Genomic DNA, 20,534 nt, shown 5'->3' with positions numbered 1-20,534 from the left:
ACTTATTGCTGTACCGAGGGGATACTGCGCCAACGAGGAGCACGAACCGATGGACGACACACGCCGCGCACCCCCGCTGGAGCGCCTCATCGAATCAGTCGAGGACCGCGCCTACGGCAAGGTGAGCGACTCGCTCGGGGCGCTCCGGGCGGCGTCGGCCGAGGACCGCAAACAGGCGCTCCGCGAACTTCGAGACCTCGCGGACGACCGGCCGACCGCGTTCGAGTCGTTCCTCCCCGCCGTCACGCCGTTTCTCACCGACGACGAGCGCGCCGTTCGACTGCTGACCGCGAAGGCGCTCGTTGCGGTCGCGGAGGCCGCTCCCGATGCGGCCGCTCCCGCGGTTCCGGCGCTCGCCGAGCGCCTCGCCGACGAAGACGAGTTCTACTTCGTCCGCGCCCGGTCGGCCGAGGCGCTGGGATACGTCGCGCTCGAACACCCCGACGCGGTCGCCTCGCCGGCGGTGCTCGCGGACCTCCGCGTCGGCCTCTCGTTCGACGAACCCGAGGTGAAACGGAAGCTGGCGAAGGCGCTCGAATGCGTCGCGCTCGGCGACCCCGGCCGGCTTCGCCACCGCGTCTCGACGCTCGTCGAACACCTCGACGACCGGGACGTACTCGTTCGATATCACCTCTGTACGGCGATGGCGGCCGTCGGCTGTGACGCCCCGGACTCGCTCGGCGCGGGTCGGTCGGCGCTCTCCGCTCGGCTCGCCGACGAGAACGCCTTCGTCCGGGGGCGCGCCGCCGAGGCACTCGGGCTGTTGGCCCGCGAGCGCGGCGGGTCGGTGACGGTTCCGGACTCGGTACTCGATACGGAGTCAGACGCGGCGGCCGAGTTCGTCGCCGAGCGGGTCCGCTTTCTCCGGGCGTCGGGTGACGGCGATGGCAGTGACTCGCCGGCCGACGGCGTTGGGACGCTCGCCGGCGTTCGAAACACGACCGCGGACGCGGTCGCCGAGATTACGTCGCCCGACGCGGACGGCGAGTGTCCCCATTGCGGTGTCGACCTCCCCGAGGGCGCGCCGCCGATGTGTCCGAGTTGCGGCGTTCCGCACTGATCTCTCCCGTCTGCTCTCCGGCCTCGCTCGCGGGAGGCGATACGCGCGGTCGGTTGTGGTCTGACGGCGACGGCCCGTGTGTGGCCGGCCGAACGGTACGGTTCACTCGGTGCGGACTTCGAACCTCGCGCCGCCGGTCTCGGCGTTCGTGACCGTCAGTTTCCACCCGTTCGCCTCGACGAACTCGCTCACGATAGCGAGCCCAACGCCTGTCCCGTCGGCGGACGTCGAATAGCCGTACTCCAAGACGGACGCAACCCGGTCGGGCGGAATCCCCTCCCCGTCGTCCGCCACGTAGAATCCGGCGGTATCCTCCAGCGGGCCGACCGTGACCGTGACCGTGACCGGGTCCCGGTTATGTTCGACCGCGTTTCGAAACAGGTTTTCGAGGATGTGGTCGAGCAGTCCAATATCGGACTCGTACTCGACTGCCGGGTCTATCAACACCCGGAGTTCGCTGTCTTCCGTCTCGGTCACCGACCAAGAGAGCTTCGCGTGCGAGGCGATGGACGCCGACACCGCGTTCGCCTCCCGGCGTCGTCCCATGGTGAGCGTCCGTAGTTCGGTTATCATTCTTGACATCCGATTGAGCGGTTCCACCATCGCGTCGAGTTCCTCGCTCTCGAACTCCTCGCGCGCACGACCGAGCCAGCCGATGGCGACGCTGAGCGGATTCCGGAGGTCGTGTGAGACGATGTCGGCGAACTCCTTGAGGCGCTCGTTGGCGCGTTCGAGTTCCTTTCGCTGTCGTTTTCGCTCGGAGATATCCCGCGTGTTGATGACATAGTAGCCGTCGGAAGTCGGTTCCGAGGACGTGACCGACTCCACCCAGACGTAACTCCCACCGCCCTGCAAATGCCGGTACTCGATGGCTTCGACGACGTATTCGTCGCTTGAGACGACGTTTTTGAAGGCGTCGTACACCCTCTCGCGGTCGTCTGGATGGAAGCACTCCGTGCACGGCACGCCGACTAATTCGTCTTGACCGAACGCTAATAGCCGCTCGACTGAGGGGCTCTGATACCAGACGACACCGTCTTCGTCGAGCAGTGAAAGCAGGTTGGTCGAGTGAAGTGGGATGTCTTCGAGCGGAATTACCCTGTCGGATGTCTCGACCCGACCCGGCGTATCCCCCGTCTCATCACTCATGGGGTGTATCATTACAGAGGATGATATTATCTCTTTGCGAGGGAGAAGTCGCGACCGAATCGAGTCGAACGGGGGAACAGTTTCGCCGACAGGCTTGGGGCCGTCGTTCCCTGAGCGCGGCTGTCCGGTCGGCCGCGTAGCGGCGCGACGCAGGTCTCTTCTTACCGGTGGCCGGGCGACCCGGCCCCCACCGCCCTCCGCTCCGATTCTCAGTCGTTCGCGTCGGCGAAGTCGACGCCCGTGATTTCGAAGCGAGTGCCTCCCTCGGCGGATTCGGTGGCGCGGACCTCCCAGCCGTGGGCTTCCGCCACCTGCTTGACGATGGCGAGACCGAACCCGGTTCCCGAGCGCGACGTGGTGTACCCGGCCTCGAAGACGGTGTCGCGGTGGTCGGTCGGGATGCCGTCGCCGTCGTCGGCGACGTAGAAGCCGTTCGGGAGGTCGCCGACCGTCACCGTCACGTCCGGACCGCCGTGCTCGACTGAGTTACGGACGAGGTTCTCGACGAGTTGCTGGAGCCGGCTCCGGTCGGCGACGACGGTCACCGTCAGCTCGTTTCGGAGGTCGGCGTCGGCCGTCTCGACGGTCCGCCAGCAGTCGGCGACGAGCGAGGACAGCGACACGAGTTCGCGGTCGCCGACGTCGTCGCCCTCGCGGGCGAGCGTCAGCAGGTCGTCGATGAGGTCACCGATACGGTCGAGCGCCTCCGCGGCGGTGGCGAGCCGGTCGCTGTCGTGTTCCTCGCGGGCCAACTCGACGTTGCCGGCGGCGACGTTCAGCGGGTTCCGCAGGTCGTGGCTGACGACGCTGGCGAACTCGCTCAGCCGCTCGTTCTGCCGCTGGAGCTGTCGTTCGTGCTCGCGTTGCTCGGTCGTGTCGCGGTACATCCAGAGATGGCCGGTCCCGTCGGGCAGTTCGATGGGTTCGTAGCTGCGGGCGAGCGCCCGGCCGTTCTCCAGTTCGACCGACTCGGCGTAGACGGGTTCGGACTCGGATATCAGTTCGTCGACGCGCTCGACGAAGCCCTCCGGGTCAGTGGTGAGTTCGCCGGCCTCCCGTGCCAGTTCCCGACAGTCCGCGTCGACGAGGTTCGCGGGCGCCCCCGAGATGTCGAACAGTTCGAGCAGTCGGTCGTTGACGGCGAGGACGGTCCGGTCGCTGTTCTCGGCGAGGACGCCGACCGGGAGCGCCCCGACGAGCGTCGAAAGCAGGGCGTTGGTCCGTTCGAGCTCGTCTTCGTGATCGACGCGCTCGGAGACGTCGCGGCTGATTGCGACGAAGCGGTCCTCGCCGGCGAGGTCGAGTCGGCGGGCGTGGACCTCGACCGGGAACGTCGAACCGTCCTTGCGGGTGTAGACGCTCTCGGCCCGTCGTCTGCCGCCTTTATCCATGTCGTTCCAGATGGCCGTAGCTCGCTCGGCGTCCAGCGTTCGGTCCAAGTCCCAGACCTTCATCTCGGTGAGCTCCGCGGCGCTGTAGCCGGTCGCCTCGCACAGTTGGGGGTTCGGGTCGATGATGTCGCCGTCGACGTTGTGGACGTTGACCATGTCGGGCGACTCCTCGAAGAGCGCGGTGAGCCGCGCCGTCGTCTCTCGGAGTCGTTCCTCGCGCTCGATGCGCTCGGTCACGTCCTGAAACAGCGAGAAGACCGCGACGACCTCGCCGTCGTCGTCGGTGACGACGCGGTTGTGCCACTCGCAGCGGATGTGTTCGCCGTCCTTCCGGACGTTCTCGTCGACGCTGTGGTAGCCGCCGGTGTCCGTGGCGAGTTGGTCCGTGACTGTGTCGACGTTCTCGTAACTGTCCTCCGTGACGATGGCCTCCCAGGTGTGGCCGCGCAGTTCCGCCTCGGAGTAGCCGAGAATCCCCTCGGCGCGCTCGTTGACGCCGACGATGCGGAAGTCCCTGTCGTACTCTATGACGCCGAGGGGCGACTGCTCGATGAAAAGCGAGAGCCGTTGCTCGCTGGCCTTGAGAGCGGTCCGCGAGCGGTACTGCTCGACCGCGTTCTCGATGCGGTTGGCGAGGACGGTGTACTGGCTGGTCCCGTGTTCCTTCTGGAGGTAGTCGGTGACGCCCGCGGAGATGGCGTCGCTCGCGACCTCCTCGCTTCCTTTCCCCGTGTAGAGGATAAACGGCAGTTCGGGGTCGTCCTCGCGGACGGCGTCGAGGAAGTCGAGACCGTCGAGGCTGGGCATGTCGTAGTCCGAGACGACGCAGTCGAACTCCTCGTCGGCAAGTCTGTCGAGTCCCGCCGCCACCGACGCCGCGGTCTCGACCCGGAATCGGTCGTGCTCCCGTTCGAGGAACGCCGCCGTCAACTCCGCGAAGGATTCGTCGTCGTCGACGTGCAGGACGGCCACCTCGTTCACCGTCTCACTCATAGCTGTTCGCCGTGAGTGTTCGACGGAAGATACTTAATCGTGACTGGGCCGGCGGCTCGGTCGAAGACGCGCGAGTTCGCGGCCTCGGTGAACTGTTCGCTCGCCTCGCGGGCCTTGACCTCCAACACCGCGGGGGCGCGGCCGCGCTGTTGCTGTCCGAACCGTAGACCGGTCCGAGACGAGACGCTGCGAGCGGCGGCGGCCGTCGACGACGACTGACCGCGAACCTCCGTCGTCCTCCTCACGAACCCTCTCATCGCGGACCGCGAGACGTACCGACGGTTCCCGACTGCGAGAGTAACCATCCGATTAAAAATATGTTTTTGAAAACACAATTAGTCTGATATTTAGATGCTCGTCTTTCTCCCGACGCGTTCGAAAAAGCGATGCCACAGGCACACTCACGAGACGCTGTTCTACCGATACCGCCGTTGAGGGGCTTTAACGGGACTCGACGGTGGTATCTCGTCTGCGTGTGAACCTCTCTCGAAAGCCATCGTCCACGAACCGTGGTTCGTGACAGCATTGACCCCGGAGAGCGGGAGATACCGTTCCTCGCTGGCTTGAATCGCGGTTTCACCAATGAGTCTCCCCTGAACTACACCCGGCTTGCTATCGCTCGTCTTCGGGGGCTTGCGGGTGACGAGCGGTTTTCGACACCAATAGTATCAGATACTAATATAATCTCTAATTCTGATTATTCCGTGTTGAAAACCCGGCTAGCGAGCTCGTGGGCCGGCGCGGGCGTCCCCGTACAACTATACTGATTGCCGGCAATCACGACGGTACGATGCGCGCAGTGACTTTCACAACTCCCGGCGGCCCGCTCGAAATCCGGGAGATTGACGAACCGGAACTGGACGAGACGGGCGTCGTCGTGGAGACGGAGGCGTGCGGTATCTGCCGAAGTGACTGGCACGCGTGGCGGGGGGACCCGCTCTGGGAGTCCCGGGATTTCGACGACGGACACGTTTTCGGCCACGAACCGGCCGGTGTCGTCGTCGAGGTCGGCAGCGAGGTCGAGCACGTCCGCGAAGGCGACCGAGTGACGGTCCCCTTCAACCTCGGTGACGGGACGTGTCCGTCCTGTCGGTCGGGTCGCTCGAACGTCTGCGACAACCGTATCCCGCTCGGACTCGCACCCGAATCGAAAGGAGCCTTCGGAGAACGGTTCCACGTGCCGTGGGCGGACTACAACGTCGTCCACCTCCCGGACAGCGTCTCGTCGGTCGAGATGGCCGGTCTCGGCTGTCGGTTCATGACCTCGTTTCACGCCCTCGTCCACCGCGCAGACGTCACCGCGGGCGATTGGGTGGTCGTCTACGGGTGCGGTGGTGTCGGCCTGTCCGCCGTTCACATCGCCGACGCGCTCGGGGCCAACGTCGTCGCCGTCGACCTCTTCGACGAGAAGCTGTCGTTTGCGAGCGAACTGGGCGCTGTCGAAACGGTCAATGCGAACGACGTCGCCGACGTCCCGGCGGCGGTGAGGGCGCTGACGGACGGCGGTGCCCACGTCTCTGTCGACGCCCTCGGAATCGCTGAAACGTGCCAGAACGCGGTCAAGAGCCTTCGAAAGAGGGGCCAGCACGTGCAGGTCGGGCTCACGTCGAACGAGGAGGGCGGCGAGGTCGCGCTCCCGACGGACCGGATGGTACTCAACGAACTCCAGTTCATCGGCGCGGTCGGTATGCCTCGACCGCGGTACGACGAACTCTTCAGAATGATGGACCGTGGCGGGCTCGACCCGGCGGCAGTGATATCCGAGACGGTGTCTCTCGACCGGACCCCCGAGATACTGGCTTCGATGACGGACTTCGACACCGTCGGCATTCCAGTGATCACCGAGTTCTGACGGTGGCACTGGGAAAGAGCGCAGCCAAACGGGGGACTCCGCGCTCGCGTCGGCAGCCCGAACCCCTTCGACAGCCCGAATCGACTACTCCGGAATCCCGTATACCTCCCGAGACCAGTCTTGTTCGAGCGTATCGTAGACCGGCCGGTTCCGGTCCAGCCCGTCGATACGTCGTTGGTCTTCCGTGTCGAGTTCCCAGTCGAACAGCGTACCGTTCTCCGCGATGTGCGTCGCGGAACTCGATTTCGGCAGGACGACGACGTCCTTCTCGACGGCCCACTTGAGGACGATTTGCGCGGGAGATTTGTCGTACGTCGCTGCGATATCCTGAATCGTCGAATCTTGGAGCACCTCCGTCCGCCCGAGCGGTGCGGCCGCTTCGACGGCCACCCCGTTCGACTGGCAGTAGTCGACCAGTTCGCGCCGCTGGAACCAGGGATGGAACTCGATCTGATTGACGGCGATGGGGACGTCGGTGACGTGCAACGCGTTGCTGAGCTGATAGCCGCTGAAGTTGGATACGCCGACGTTGCGAACCTTCCCGTCGTCGGAGAGCGTCTTCATCGCGTCGAGCGTCTCTCGGAGCGAAATCGCCGGGTTCGGCCAGTGAATCAGATACAAATCGAGATAGTCGGTGCCGAGTCTGTCGAGCGAGTCCTCACACGACTCGATGACGCTCCCGTAGTTGAGATTCGCCGGCAGTACCTTCGACGTGAGAAACAGCTCCTCGCGGTCGTAGTCCGCGAGCGTCTCGCCGATTTCGCGCTCGTTTCGATACCCTTCGGCCGTGTCGACGTGGGTGTAGTCGCCGTCGAGCGCGGCGCGAACAGATGCGCGAACGGTCGCTCCATCGATATCCCACGTTCCGAGGCCGACCTTCGGGAGGTCGTCTCCGCTCGGAAGTCTGACTGTCGAACTCGTCATCGGCCGATACATCAGTACGCCATCGTATCAATCTACCCCCGTGCGGGGAGACGAGGACGAACGCAGTTCGGGTCAGACGGGTCGGGACTGAACGCGCAACGGTTCGGAGTTGTCCCGGTCGCTGCGTCGTGGACGTGCCGACGGCGAAAGAGTTTACTTGCAGATGCGGGTGATACGTCGTATGGTACCATCGCTGCCACCAATCGGGCTCGGAACGTGGGAGAACGACGACCCGACGCAGTGCGCCCGGTCGGTCAGGACCGCCATCGAACTGGGATACAGACACGTCGACACCGCAGAACACTACGGAAACGAATCGGCCGTCGGCGACGGGATCGCGTCCGCCGACGTGCCCCGCGACGAGCTGTTTCTCGCCACGAAAGTCCACCCGATAAGCGGTGGGATGACCCACGACGACGTCCTCGACGAGGCCGAAGCGAGCATGGAGCGACTCGGCGTCGACTATCTCGACCTCCTCTACGTCCACTGGCCGGTCGGGGAGTACGAGGCCGGGGAGACGCTCGGCGCGTTCGAACACCTCGTCGAGGAGGGTCTCGTGCGGAACGTCGGCGTGTCGAACTTCGACGTCGACCTCCTCGACGAGGCCCGCGGAGTCCTCGAATCACCGCTTTTCGCACACCAAGTAGAGATGCACCCGTTTTTACCGCAACGAGAACTCGTCGAAGACGCACAGCGCCACGATTACACGCTCGTCGCGTACTCGCCGCTCGCACGCGGCGCGGCTCTCACGAACCCGGTCATCTGTGATATCGCCGACCAGTACGAGACGTCGCCCGCGCAGGTGTCTCTCGCGTGGGTGACGAGCCACGAGAACGTCGTCGCGATTCCAAAAGCCACCTCGCGTGCCCACCTCGAAGACAATCTCGGTGCCGCCGCGCTCGAACTGGACGACGAAGCCATCGCCCGCATCGACGACATCGAACGGCGCACGCGATTCGTCGAGCGCGATGGTGCGCCGTGGCAGTGAGCGCCCCGACGAGTCGGTGTGCGACGAGAGTGAACGTGTTCGATGGTCACCACGAGGACGCGAGGACGATATGACAGGCGTACCCGTGTAATGCGCTGGGAATCGGACCGGCCTGCGTCCGACGATAGTAAACCGCGGCGTGGCGGGCGACGACCGCGCTGAGCGTCCACAGCTACGGTTCGCTCCCGTGGTCAGGGGAACGCAACCCAATCGACGCTGTCGCGTCGCAGCGTGCGAATGTTCAGTCGTGTCGAACGCGACCCGAACGCAGTGAACGAGGGAGATTGGTTAAGTCGCTCCCACACGAGGGGCCCGTATGGACGTGCAATCGATGACGGACGACGGCGAAGAGGTACTGGACGGCGTCCACCTCGCGCAACTCGCAGCGGGGAGTCGGGGCAGCGTTCAACACTTCCGTATCGAGTCGGGCGCGCTCGTCGGAACGCACAGCCACGAACACGAACAGATCGGATGGGTGTCGTCGGGGGAGTTGCTGTTCACGGTCGACGGGGAAGAGTACCTCGTCGGCCCGAACACCTCCTACGTGATTCCCGGTGCGACCCCGCACTCGGCGGAGAACCGCGGCGAGGTCGACGCCGTCGGTATCGAGGTGTTCTCTCCGCCGCGACCGACACCGCCGTGGGAAGGTGACGACGAATAGGCGGGACCCCGCCCCGCGGCGACGGACGCGCCGGCGACAGCAGTCGGCGACACCGGTCGAGCGCAGTGAGCGCCGCGACCGCTCGGTATCGATACGAGTCTCCGAGGCCCATGCCAACAATTATCATTCCCGTCCCGCATGATACTGTCATGGCTACCGGTACTATCGGGGCGTTCGAACGGTCGCTCACGGACGTCGGCGTGGAGTTGACGCGTACGACCCCCGCGACGTTTGCCGAGACGCTCGCGGGCGTCGTCGACGAACCGGCCGTCGGAACCCCGCTCGGGTTCGACGGCGTCTCGCTGAAGGACACCCCCGTAACGACGGAACTCACGCCGAGAGCCCTCACCGAAGCGCAGACCGGCGTCACGCCGGTCGGACGCGCCATCGCGCAGTACGGGACGCTCGTCGTCGAGTCGAACGCCGCCGGGAACGAACCCGTCTCGCTCTACCCGCCGACCCACGTCGGCGTCGTCCGCGAGAGCGATGTCCTCGCGGACGTGACCGAGGCGATGCCGCACCTCGCCGGGCGGTTTTCCGACGGCGGGTCGGTCGTCTTCGCCACCGGTGCGAGCGCGACCGGTGATATGGGCGCACTCGTGAACGGCGTCCACGGGCCGAAAACGGTGCGCGTGGTCCTCGTGGAGGGACTATGAGCCTCGAAGACCGCCGGGAGAAAGCGAGGCACATCCGTCATCTCCTGGAGACCGAAGGCGGCGCGATTCGCGAGAACACGACCGTGTTCAACGAAGACCGGTACGAAGTCTCCGAGAGTTTCGACGACTACGAGGACCTCCGCGGTCGGGCGCGCCGAATCAAGGAAGACGCAATCGACCGATTACCGGAACTCATCGACCGGCTCCGCGAGAACGTCGAAGCGAACGGCGGCGAGCTGTACGTCGCCGACGACGCGGCGGACGCCAATCGGTACATCGAAGGCGTCGTCGACGGCGAAGACGCCGAGACCGTGGTGAAATCGAAGTCGATGACGACGGAGGAGTTGGACGTCAACGACCACCTCGAAGACGTCGGCGTCGACGTCTGGGAGACCGACCTCGGCGAGTTCGTCCTGCAGGTCGCAGACGAATCCCCGTCGCATCTCGTCGGCCCCTCGCTCCACCGGTCACAGGAAGACGTCGCTCGACTGTTCAACGACCGCTTCGACCCGGACGAACCGTTCGAAACGGCGGAAGAGCTCACGGCGTTCGCGCGCGACTACCTCGGAGAACACATCCGCTCTGCGGACGTGGGAATGACCGGTGCGAACTTCGTCCTCGCGGATTCGGGCACGATTACGCTCGTCACGAACGAGGGGAACGCCCGCAAGACCGCGGTGACCCCCAACACGCACATCGCGGTCGCGGGCGTCGAGAAAATCATCCCGAGCGCCGACGAACTCCAACCCTTCGTCGAACTCATCGCGAAGGCGGCGACGGGACAGCCCATCTCCCAGTACGTCACGATGCTCACCCCGCCCGTGGAGTCGCCGACCATCGACTTCTCTCGGCCGACAGAACCGCTCGGGTCGGGCGACGACGACAGGGAGTTCCACCTCGTCCTCGTCGACAACGGTCGGATGGCGATGCGAGGGGACGACCACCTCGAAGAGACGCTCTACTGCATCCGGTGCGGGGCGTGCGCGAACTCCTGTGCGAACTTCCAGCACGTCGGCGGACACGCGTTCGGCGGCGAGACCTACACCGGCGGCATCGCGACGGGGTGGGAAGCCGGCGTTCACGGACAGGACTCGGCGGCGACGTTCAACGACTTCTGTACGGGGTGTTCGCGCTGTGCTGACGCCTGCCCCGTCAAAATCGATATCCCGTGGATAAACACGGTCGTCCGCGACAGAATCAACCACGAACCGGACGAAAGCGCCTTCGACTTCCTCGTCGAGGGGCTGACTCCCGATGCGGAGCCCGGGGGCCTCGACGCGCAGAAGCGCCTGTTCGGGAACTTCGGCACGCTGGCGAGGGTCGGGTCGGCGACGGCACCGCTCTCGAACCGACTCGCGGAACTCGGACCGGTGCGGTCGGCGATGGAGCGATTGTTCGGCGTCGACGCCCGGCGCGACCTCCCGACGTTCGAGCGGGAGACGCTCACCGACTGGTTCGCCGCCCGCGACTCGCCGGACAACGACGGGCGCGAGGTCGTCGTCTACCCCGACGCGTACACCAATTACGTGCTCGTGAACCGGGGGAAGGCGGCGGTGAGGACGCTCGAAGCGCTGGGCGCGCAGGTCGAACTCGCCACGCCGCAGGAGAGCGGCCGGGCACCGCTCTCGCAGGGGATGATACGGACCGCAACTCGGCGAGCGTCCGCGGTTGCCGCCGACCTGACGACGTACATCGACGACGGGTTCGACGTCGCGGTCATCGAGCCCTCGGACCTCGCCGCGTTCCGCCGAGAGTACGGGAAGCTCCTCGACGAGGAGACACACGAGCGACTCGCAGAGAACTCCTACGACGTCATGGAGTACGTCTACGGCTTGCTCAACACCGGGGCCGACGCGGGCGTGCTCGCCGAGCCGTCGGAGCCGCTGGCGTACCACAGCCACTGCCAGCAACGCACCCTCGGCGTCGAGACGTACACTGAAGCCGTCCTGACGGAACTCGGCTTCGACCTCCTCACCTCGGACGTCGAGTGCTGCGGGATGGCGGGGAGCTTCGGCTACAAAAGCGAGTACTACGAACTCAGCATGGACGTCGGGGGGGATCTCGAAGCGCAGTTCGCGGACGCGACCGACCGCACGCTCGTTGCGAGCGGGACCTCCTGTACCGAACAACTCGGCGACCTGTTCCAACGGGAGGTCGTCCATCCGGTCGAACTCATCGCACCGGACGGGTGACGTAGGCCGGTTCGGACGCTCCCCCCGCGGAGCGGTCAGCCGAACTCTCTCGCGGGCGTCCGCGGTGACTCTGGAAGCCGAGGGCTGACGGCGGCAGACTTTTCTCAGACTGTGCGAAGGTATAGCATATGGCAAATAACGGCACTCAGCGGGACGGACCAGTCCCGATTTCCGAGGAGGCCGTCCTCGAAGTGAGCGGCATGGACTCGGTCCCGGAGATGGGAATCGTCGAACAGTTGTGGGAGACGGACCCGATTCCGAAAGCGGAGCTTCGAGACAGCGTGTTCGATGCGGTCGAAACGCTCGACTTCGACGCGGTTCCGGACGGCGGCGAAGTCGCCGTCGGGGCGGGGAGTCGCGGTATCGCAAACCTCCCGACCATCGTTAGCGGCGTCGTCGACGCGCTCGACGACCGCGGGTACGAGCCGTTCGTGTTCCCGGCGATGGGGAGCCACGGGGGCGCTACCGCCGAGGGCCAACGCGAGATGCTCGAAGCGCTCGGCGTCACCGAAGCGCGCATCGGCTGTGAGATTCGAGCGACGATGGACACGGTCGTCATCGGGAAGACGCCCGTCCGAGACGTCGAGGTCCACGCGGACGCGAACGCGGCGGCCGCGGACGCGATAATCCCGGTCAACCGCGTGAAGCCCCACACGGACTTTCAGGGCGACGTGGAGTCTGGGCTCTCGAAAATGCTCGTCATCGGGATGGGGAAACAGCGCGGCGCGAAAGCGGCACACGACTGGGCCGCCGACTGGAGCTTTCGGGAGATGCTCCCCGAAATCGCGCGTCTGCACGTCGAGAACCTCCCGATTGCCGGCGGCATCGCCATCGTCGAGGACGAACACGACGACACCGCGCTCATCGAGGGGGTGCCGCCGTCGGGCTTCTTGGACCGAGAGGCGGAACTCCTCGAACTCGCCTACGAGCGCCTCCCGACCATCCCGTTCGACGAGCTCGACGTGCTCGTGGTGGACCGGATGGGAAAGGACGTCTCCGGGGCGGGCATGGACACGAACGTCATCGGCCGAATCGTGTACGGGTTCGAACCGGACCCGCCGAAACCGGACATCACACGGATATTCGTTCGCGGGCTGACGCCAGCCTCCCACGGGAACGGTTCGGGACTCGGGTCGGCGGACTTCGTCCACGCGGACCTGTTCGAGGAACTGAACTGGGGCGACACGCTGGTCAACGTTCTCACCGCGAGCACACCGCGGGCCGCTCGGATTCCGCCGGCCGTCGAAACCGACCGGTCCGGTCTCATCGCCTCGCTGTCCACCGTCGGCGTGAGTGCCCTCGAAGCGCCGCGCGTCGTCCGCATTCGCGACACGATGCGCCTCGACCGCATCGCCGCGTCGGCACCGCTCGTCGAGGAGGCGCGCGAACGCGACGACCTGCGCGTCGTCGAAGAGCCAACCCCCGTCGAGTTCGAAGACGGGCAGTTCGCCGACGACGTCCTCGAAACGGGCGACCACTGACCGTGGATGCACGAGAAACACTGATAACGCTCGAACGAAACCGTGTGGTATGGAGCCATCACTCATACTACCGCCGGAGCGCGACGAACGGTGGGACCTCGCGAAACAGGTCGGCGTCGACACCGCCGTCGTCCACACGCTCGAAATCGGCGACGGGTCGCGACCGTGGCAGTACGACGAACTGCTCGCGTTGACTCGGGAGTTTCGTGACTACGGCCTCGACGTCGGGGTCATCGAAGGCTGTGTCCCGATTTCCGACGACACTCGACTCGGGCGCGACGGTCGCGACGAGGAGATAGAGCGGTTCAAGCAGTACCTCCGAAACCTCGGTTCACTCGGCGTGCCGGTCGTCGCCTACGACTGGATGGCGGGCAAGCGCTGGGCGCGAACCTCGACGGCGCTTCCTGCCCGCGGAGGGTCGCTGACGACGGCGTACAGTAACGAGTTCATGGAGGACGCGCCCGAACAGGAACTCGCCCCCGTACGCGCCGACGAGTTGTGGGACGCTCTCGAACACTTCCTCAACGAGGTGGTCCCGGTCGCCGAGGAAGCGGGCGTGAAACTCGCCTTGCACCCCGACGACCCGCCGATAGAGAACCTCCGCGGGGTCGACCGAATCATCACGTCGCCGGAGCACTACGAGCGCGTGATGGGGATGTACGACAGCGAACACAACGGAATCACCTTCTGTCAGGGGAACTTCGCCGCGATGGGCGCGGACGTCCCGGAGACGATTCGGCGCTTCGGCGACCGAATCAACTTCGTGCATTTCCGCGACGTCGAGGGAACGAGCGAGCGGTTCGTCGAGACGTGGCACGACGAGGGGCCGACCGACATGCGCGCCTGCGTCCAGGCGTACCGCGACATCGGCTTCGAGGGCCCGGTCCGACCCGACCACGTCCCGACGATGGCCGGCGAGGAGAACTCGAACCCGGGGTACATGACGCTCGGGCGACTGTACGCGACGGGGTATCTGAAGGGGCTGCTAGAGGCGGTCGAGTAACGGCCGGACGCTCGCGCCGTGACCGCTCTGCTCTCGACCGATGTACCGACGCCAGAGGCGGCGGTTCGACACGGGCGAGTACGGCGGAATCCCGGATGCCGGCCGCCGAACTCGGTTCCGGAGTCGGTCAGGCGATTCGGTTGTCGGGGTCCGCGCCGCCGATGAGGCTCTCTATTCCCTCGGCAATCATCCGGGGGCCGTTCGTCACGGCGTCGCGCGTCGACCCCGCGGTGTGCGGTGAGAGGACGACGTTGTCCATTTCGAGGAACGGGTGGTCCTCCGGGAGGGGCTCGGTCTCGAAGACGTCGAGCGCCGCCCCCGCAATCGACCCCGTTCGCAACGCGTCGACGAGCGCGGCTTCGTCCACGAGCCCCCCGCGGGCGGAGTTGACGAGTATCGCGGACTGGTTCATCCGAGCCAACTCGTCCCCGCCGAGCAGACCTCGCGTCTCCTCGGTCAGTCGCGCGTGAAGCGTCACGGCGTCCGCGCGTTCGAGCAGGCCGTCGAGCGTCGCGCGTTCGACACCGGCGTCGTCGAACGTCGACTCGTCCTGATAGGGGTCGTACGCGAGGAGTTCGGGGCCGAACCCCGAGAGCCGTCGGGCGACTTGTTGGCCGATGTTTCCGAACCCGACGATACCGATGGTCATCGCCTCGACGTCGCGGGGTAACCGGTCCGGGTCGAACTCTTGGCTCCACTCGCCGGCGTGGAGCGCGCTCGTGTGGTGCGGAATCTCGCGGACCTTCGCGAGCAAGAGGCTGACGGCGTAGTCGGAGACCGCGTTCTTGTTCCGTCCGGGCGCGTGGAGGACGGCGACGTCGTTCGTTTCGGCGGTCTCGATATCGACGTTCTCGACGCCTCCCCGTGCGGCCCCGACGACCTGCAGCGAGTCGCCCGCTTCGATTACCGACGCGGAGACCGGCGCTTTGTGAACGACGAGAGCGTCCACGCCGTCGAGGTGCGCTTCGATACTCGACGTGTCGTAATCGGACGGCCCCCTCGACTCCATCTCCATCGTGACTTCTCGAAACCGTTCCGCGGAGACGTCGGCTTTCCAGTCGATACGGGAGAGCGACACGCCTTCGGATTCGAGGAACGACGCCGCCTCGTACATGTACTCGCTCGGCTGTTGTGGGTCTCCGCAGAGGAGCACGGTTTCAATCGTCATTCGTTTGGGTCTCCCGCTCAATCGACGTTAATTTTTCCCACGTGGCGGCGGTCCCCTCGGCGGCCAGTCGGTACGCGTCGTGGACCTCCCGGTACGCGTCAGTGTGCGCCGGCGTCGGGTCGTGCCGGCGTTCGACCCCGACGACGCGTTCGACGGCGGATTCGACGTCGTCGTACAGGCCGACGGCGAGACCGGCGCAGATGGCGACACCTCGGGCGCCCGCCTCCTGACCCGTCGGGACGGCGACCCGTTCGCCGAGAACGTCGGCGAACATCTGGGACCACACGGCGCTCTTTGCGCCGCCGCCGCCGAGGCGAACGTCGGTGAGCCCGTCTCCGGACGCCAGTTCCAGCAGTCGGTCGCTCAAGGAGAGGGCGACACCTTCGTATATCGACCGTACCATCGCGGCCCGGTCGTGTTCGATAGTCAGGCCGACGAACGCGCCGCGTTCGTCCGGGTCGTCGGTCGACCCCTGAAGGTTCGGGAGGAACACGAGCCCGTTCGAGCCGATTGGGACCTCCGCTACCGCCTCGTTCAGTCTGGCGTAGAACGCGGCGTCGGACGCCGCCTCGTCGTCCCAATCGCGACAACACTCCCGAGTGAACCAGTCGACCGCGGCCGCGGCGGACCGTGTTCCGCGGTACTGGAGCCACGCGTCCCCGAGGTAGCGCCGACTCAGCCCCCCGCCGTCGGCGGTGTTCGGGTCGGCGGAGACGTAGATGCTCTGCCCCCACGTACCGACGATGAGCGACCCTTGCCCCGGTCGGAACGCGCCCGACCCGAGCGCCACAGCGCCGACGTCGTGAAGGCCGGACGCGACGGGCGTCCCGGCTTCGAGTCCGGTCTCGTCGGCCGCCGCCGCCGTCACCTCGCCACAGACCGCCGTGCTCTGGACGACGGGCGGCAGCGCGTCAGCGCAGTCGCCGAGTCCGAGCGTGTCGAACAGCTCCGACGAGTACGCCTCATCGTCGATGTCGTAGAAGACGCTCGCTTCCATCTCGTCCGTACAGACGACGTCCGTAAGCCGATATTTGAGGTAGTCCTTGCAGAACAGGAGCCGGTCGATGGCGTCGTAGACCGCCGGTTCTTCCTGCCGAATCCACCCGAGGATGCTCAACGGATCGGCGACGAACGGGTCGTACCCCGTAATCGCGCGAACCGCTTCCGAGCGGCCGCTTTCGTCCCACGCCTCGACGACGTCGCTCGCGCGGCTATCCAAGGACGTGATTCCGTCTCTGACCGGCTGTCCGCGGTCGTCGAGGGCGTACAGTCCGTGTCCGTGGCCGGAGACGCCGACCCCGGCGATGGCATCCGCCTCGACGGTGGACTCGCCGAGGACCGCTCGAATCGTCTCACACGTCACGTCCCAGAACGCCGGGAGGTCGCGCTCGACGCGGCCGGCGCGGGGGCGCTCGTTCGGTGTCGGCCGAACCGCGACCGCCCGCTCTCTCCCGTCGGTATCGAACACCGCGGCTTTGACGTTCGTCAACCCCGCGTCGACTCCGAGGAGGAGTGGGTCGTCTGCCGTCTCCATGGGACTCACGCGTACAGGCTCTCACCGGCGCTCCCGGAGAGCGCGGCGACCTCCGTCATCACGTCGGCGATTCGGTCCTGAACCTCCCGGCAGACCCGGTGAGGCGTGAAGTCGCGTTTGTCCGGCGACCACTCCGCGTCGCCGAAGAACCCCTGTCGGTCGTCGTCGACGCCCTCGGGGGGGAGGATGCTCGACTCGTGGTCCCGATAGAACTCGCAGGCCGTCCTGGCGAACTCGTACTGATATCTGGTGTTCTTGTTCAGTTTACACACCCCCGTCGAGAGGAGCTCTCGGACCTGACTATCGGACAGCCCCGACGACCCGTGGACGACAAGCGGGGTGTCGAGGCCGTGGTCCGCCAACGCCTGCCCCACGTCGCGTGCGATGTCCGGGCGGAGTTCGAGGTCGCGCCCCTTCGAAACGCCGTGTTCCGTCCCGATGGAGATTGCGAGGAGGTCGACCCCCGTCCTGTCGACGAACTCGACGGCCTGTTCGGGGTCGGTGTAGTACGCTTCGGTCGTCTCGACGCCGCCTTCGAGACCTTTGATCATGCCGAGTTCGGCCTCGACGAGCATATCCTGTTCGCGGTTTCGAACCATCTCGACCACGTCGCGGGTGCGCGAGACGTTCTCTTCGAACGGCTCGTGCGAGGCGTCGACCATCAGCGAGGAGGGGACCCCGGAGGCGACGCACGATTCGAGGAACGCGCGGTCGTCTGCGGGAACGTGGTCGACGTTGAGAAACACGCCGACGTCGGCGTCTTCGCCGAGTTTCTCGACGTGCGTCGCCAGGATATCCAACCCCGTGTCGGGGTCGCCGTTTCCGGCGAACGCGGCGGTGTCGCGCTTCACCTGAACGACGAGGTCCGAATCGGCACGCTCCGCGCCGCGGACGAGTCCGGTCAGGATGTTCGTCTCCGTGATGTTGCTCGCGACGAACCCGTACCCGCTCGTTCGCGCCCGGTCGTAGACCGTGGATAGCTCCGACCCACGTGAGTATGTCATTGGTTGTCATTCACGGAGTGCTCTGAAATACGTGTCGGATACTTTCGAACGTCGCGGCGTCCACCGGCTCGAACCGATTGGTGGCAATCTGTTCGACGATGGTGAACGCGACGGCGATAGCTTCACTTCACCGCGTCGAACGGGACCCCGCGCCGGTCGGTCGATTCGGCCGGATTAGCAACGAACCGTTACGATAATAGAAATGTAACACGACTCTCCCGACGCTGTGCGACGATAGCGAACGGAGAGCTGCGTGCCGGCGGTTTCTCGGATAGAGTTCGTAGAACGTGCGGGTCGAGAGGTCGATATCGAACCGATTCGACACCCGCTCGTCACGTTCGCGGGTCGGACCATCCGGTAATAGTGAACTGGACTCGGGAGGTGGAGTGATTCGAAGCCGGGAACGCCACGGGACGGGTCGCTCGGCCGGGTGCTCTCGTACCGACCGGCGTTAGACAGTCGTGACCGTGTTTTCGAGGACGCCGATGTCGTCGATTTCGATGCCGATGTGGTCACCGGGTTCGAGGGTGAATCCCTCGTCGGGGACGAGTGCCGTCCCGGTCAACAAGACCGCCATCTCGGGGACGACGTTGTGTCGAGTGAAGTACGAGACGAGTTCCTCGCACGACTTCACCATCTCCGACGTCGAGGTCGACTCCTCGTAGAGAACGGTCCCGTCGCGTTCGATGCGCATCGACATTTCGAGCCCGTGCGGGTCGCTCACCGACTCGGTGGACGCGACGCACGGTCCGATTGAACAACAGCGGTCGTATATCTTCGCTTGCGGCAGGTACAGCGGGTTCTCGCCCTCGATGGAACGACTGCTCACGTCGTTGCCGACAGTGTAACCGACTATCTCACCCCGGTAGAGGACCACCGCGAGTTCGGGCTCTGGGACGTCCCACGTGGAGTCGCCTCGGACACCCACTGTCTCCCGTGGACCGACCGTCCTGCTCTCCGTCGCCTTGAAGAAGATTTCGGGACGGTCCCCCTCGTAAACGTCGAGGTAGACGTCCGGTGTCCCGCTTTCGGCCTCTCGCGCCTGCTCGCTGATGTGGTACGTGACGCCCGTGGCCCACACCTCGTCGGGAGCCACCGGACGCCCGATTCGCTCGTCGAGATAGTCGGAAGAGAGTCGCTCCGCGTCGTCGATGAGCCCCTCGGCGACGTCGTCGATAGTCTGCTCAGTGATGTTTGCCGCCCGAGCGAGATCAGAGAAGGTCTCTACGTTGGGGTTCGCACTGGTGAGATCGTAGACGTCGTCGCCGTCGGACGCAGCGAGTGCTGAACGCTCTGTCCCCGCAAGTGCGTGGTAGCGCATGAAAAGACGGAACGCCCACTACTACATAATTGTTACTGAGGGATGTGAGTTCCGTATCGCCGCGAGTGGACGAGGGGCCCGCTCACGATATGGATGGGCCGGAAGTAACGGAAAGAAGAGACGGGTTGGTTGCGGCGGTGTCACAGTTAGTCACGCGACCGATGGCTGATAGTCTGATGTGCCGCCTCTTCCTCCCGTACAACACACCATGTGTTATCGTTGCACATGAACCTTTGGGCGGAACCCCGCTTTCCGGTCAGTCGGACCGGACGGTATGCTCCAGCGTCCGAATGCCCTCGATATCGACTTCGACACGGTCGCCGTCGGAGAGCGGACCGATGCCTTCGGGGGTCCCGGTGGAGATCACGTCCCCCGGTTCGAGCGTCATGTACGTCGTAATCTCTGCGATCAGTTCTGGAATCGTGAAGATGAAATCGGCCCGCGAGGAGTCCTGTCTCGTCTCTCCGTTGACTCTGAGTTCGATGCTCGCGTCTGCCGGGACCTCGTCGGGGGTCGAGACGACGGGCCCGAGCGGTGCGCTGTTGTCGAACGCCTTGCCGCGAATCCAGTTCTGTTCGACCTCTTGGTCGTCTCGGTTCGAGATGTCGTTCAGACACGTGAACCCGGCGACCACGTCCATCGCGTCGTCCGGTTCGACGTTCCGGCACTGCTCGCCGATAACGACGCCCAGTTCGGCTTCGTAATCGACGCGCTCTTTCCCGGCGGGAAGGGTGACCGCGTCTCCGTGCGCTGCGAGCGCGTTCGGCGGCTTGAGGAACAGCAGCGGGCGCTCCGGGATGTCCATCCCCGTCTCCTCGGCGTGTTTCTCGTAGTTCAGACCGACGCATACGATTTTACTCGGCTCACACGGCGGAAGAATGTCGACCGCTGTCGGGTCGAACGTTCTTCCACCGAACGAGACTCCGTCGTCGGTCCATTCGCCGGTTCTGACACTCCCCGCCGGGTCGCGGAATCTCACGCGATGCATGTCTGAGGGAGACACGCGCTCCTGGCAAAACGGTTTCGCCGTCGACAACTCCGGCGTCGAAACATCGACTTTTCACCGCGATGGTCCCGACTCCGTTCGCGGGCGAGTGACGCGGGTACCTAGCGATGACGAACAGATATCCGACAATCGTGAACAACAATTATTAACG

General features: G+C 65.4%; 17 protein-coding genes. 8 read left to right on the top strand and 9 right to left on the bottom strand.

All coding sequences use genetic code 11. The annotated features are described in order from the left end of the window. The first annotated feature begins 49 nt into the window (after positions 1 to 49). A complete protein-coding gene (locus tag NDI65_RS09305) occupies positions 50 to 1,060 on the top strand; it encodes a HEAT repeat domain-containing protein (RefSeq protein ID WP_089780234.1) in 1,011 nt (336 codons plus the stop codon). A gap of 102 nt (positions 1,061 to 1,162) precedes the next feature. Here NDI65_RS09305 and NDI65_RS09300 read toward each other — a convergent pair whose 3' ends face one another. From NDI65_RS09300 to NDI65_RS09290, 3 genes are all read right to left on the bottom strand, one after another. After that, positions 1,163 to 2,209, bottom strand: a complete 1,047-nt coding sequence (locus NDI65_RS09300) for a PAS domain-containing sensor histidine kinase (RefSeq protein ID WP_089780236.1) — start codon at positions 2,207 to 2,209, stop codon at positions 1,163 to 1,165. 209 nt (positions 2,210 to 2,418) lie between these two features. After that, positions 2,419 to 4,593: a PAS domain S-box protein gene (locus tag NDI65_RS09295; RefSeq protein ID WP_089780238.1), complete on the bottom strand. Its 2,175-nt coding sequence runs from the start codon at positions 4,591 to 4,593 to the stop codon at positions 2,419 to 2,421. Beyond that, entirely contained in the window at positions 4,590 to 4,898 is a 309-nt protein-coding gene (locus tag NDI65_RS09290) for a hypothetical protein (RefSeq protein ID WP_042663654.1), read from the bottom strand. The genes NDI65_RS09295 and NDI65_RS09290 overlap by 4 nt, the downstream gene beginning before the upstream one ends. A gap of 485 nt (positions 4,899 to 5,383) precedes the next feature. On the opposite strand from NDI65_RS09290, the gene NDI65_RS09285 reads away from it, so the two are divergent. Continuing rightward, a complete protein-coding gene (locus tag NDI65_RS09285; protein WP_089780239.1) occupies positions 5,384 to 6,445 on the top strand; it encodes a zinc-binding dehydrogenase in 1,062 nt (353 codons plus the stop codon). A gap of 84 nt (positions 6,446 to 6,529) precedes the next feature. Here the strand turns inward: NDI65_RS09285 and NDI65_RS09280 are convergent, their stop codons facing one another. Then, a complete protein-coding gene (locus tag NDI65_RS09280; protein WP_089780241.1) occupies positions 6,530 to 7,369 on the bottom strand; it encodes an aldo/keto reductase in 840 nt (279 codons plus the stop codon). A gap of 181 nt (positions 7,370 to 7,550) precedes the next feature. Between NDI65_RS09280 and NDI65_RS09275 the strand changes: the two genes are divergently transcribed. The 6 genes from NDI65_RS09275 (at position 7,551) to NDI65_RS09250 (ending at position 14,350) form a co-directional block, all read left to right on the top strand. Then, positions 7,551 to 8,357 (top strand): aldo/keto reductase, encoded by an 807-nt coding sequence (locus NDI65_RS09275; RefSeq protein WP_089780243.1) that lies wholly within the window; start codon positions 7,551 to 7,553, stop codon positions 8,355 to 8,357. 316 nt (positions 8,358 to 8,673) lie between these two features. After that, positions 8,674 to 9,018: a cupin domain-containing protein gene (locus NDI65_RS09270; protein WP_042663657.1), complete on the top strand. Its 345-nt coding sequence runs from the start codon at positions 8,674 to 8,676 to the stop codon at positions 9,016 to 9,018. Positions 9,019 to 9,167: 149 nt separating this feature from the next. Continuing rightward, entirely contained in the window at positions 9,168 to 9,674 is a 507-nt protein-coding gene (locus NDI65_RS09265; protein WP_089780245.1) for an LUD domain-containing protein, read from the top strand. After that, entirely contained in the window at positions 9,671 to 11,866 is a 2,196-nt protein-coding gene (locus NDI65_RS09260) for an LUD domain-containing protein (protein WP_089780247.1), read from the top strand. Before NDI65_RS09265 ends, NDI65_RS09260 begins: the two co-directional genes overlap by 4 nt. Before the next feature lie 128 nt (positions 11,867 to 11,994). Then, positions 11,995 to 13,347, top strand: a complete 1,353-nt coding sequence (locus NDI65_RS09255; RefSeq protein WP_089780249.1) for a DUF362 domain-containing protein — start codon at positions 11,995 to 11,997, stop codon at positions 13,345 to 13,347. Between the two features lie 49 nt (positions 13,348 to 13,396). After that, positions 13,397 to 14,350 carry a mannonate dehydratase gene (locus NDI65_RS09250; RefSeq protein WP_089780251.1) on the top strand — a complete coding sequence of 318 codons (954 nt, stop codon included), beginning with the start codon at positions 13,397 to 13,399 and terminating at the stop codon, positions 14,348 to 14,350. A gap of 127 nt (positions 14,351 to 14,477) precedes the next feature. On the opposite strand, the gene NDI65_RS09245 is transcribed toward NDI65_RS09250, so the two are convergent. The 5 genes from NDI65_RS09245 to NDI65_RS09225 form a co-directional block, all read right to left on the bottom strand. Continuing rightward, entirely contained in the window at positions 14,478 to 15,518 is a 1,041-nt protein-coding gene (locus NDI65_RS09245) for a 2-hydroxyacid dehydrogenase (RefSeq protein ID WP_089780253.1), read from the bottom strand. Then, entirely contained in the window at positions 15,508 to 17,052 is a 1,545-nt protein-coding gene (locus tag NDI65_RS09240; RefSeq protein WP_042663666.1) for an FGGY-family carbohydrate kinase, read from the bottom strand. Before NDI65_RS09240 ends, NDI65_RS09245 begins: the two co-directional genes overlap by 11 nt. A gap of 5 nt (positions 17,053 to 17,057) precedes the next feature. Next, entirely contained in the window at positions 17,058 to 18,056 is a 999-nt protein-coding gene (gene fba, locus NDI65_RS09235; RefSeq protein ID WP_089780254.1) for a class II fructose-bisphosphate aldolase, read from the bottom strand. Positions 18,057 to 18,507: 451 nt separating this feature from the next. Further along, a complete protein-coding gene (locus NDI65_RS09230; protein ID WP_042663667.1) occupies positions 18,508 to 19,377 on the bottom strand; it encodes a fumarylacetoacetate hydrolase family protein in 870 nt (289 codons plus the stop codon). A 256-nt stretch (positions 19,378 to 19,633) separates the two neighbouring features. Further along, positions 19,634 to 20,365: a fumarylacetoacetate hydrolase family protein gene (locus tag NDI65_RS09225; RefSeq protein WP_042663669.1), complete on the bottom strand. Its 732-nt coding sequence runs from the start codon at positions 20,363 to 20,365 to the stop codon at positions 19,634 to 19,636. Positions 20,366 to 20,534: the final 169 nt, after the last annotated feature.

Source organism: Haloferax sp. S2CR25 (assembly GCF_031624535.1).
Taxonomy (GTDB): Archaea; Halobacteriota; Halobacteria; order Halobacteriales; family Haloferacaceae; genus Haloferax; species Haloferax massiliensis.
Note: the sequence above shows the minus strand (reverse complement) of the source record. Positions and strands in the feature narration are given on the sequence as shown.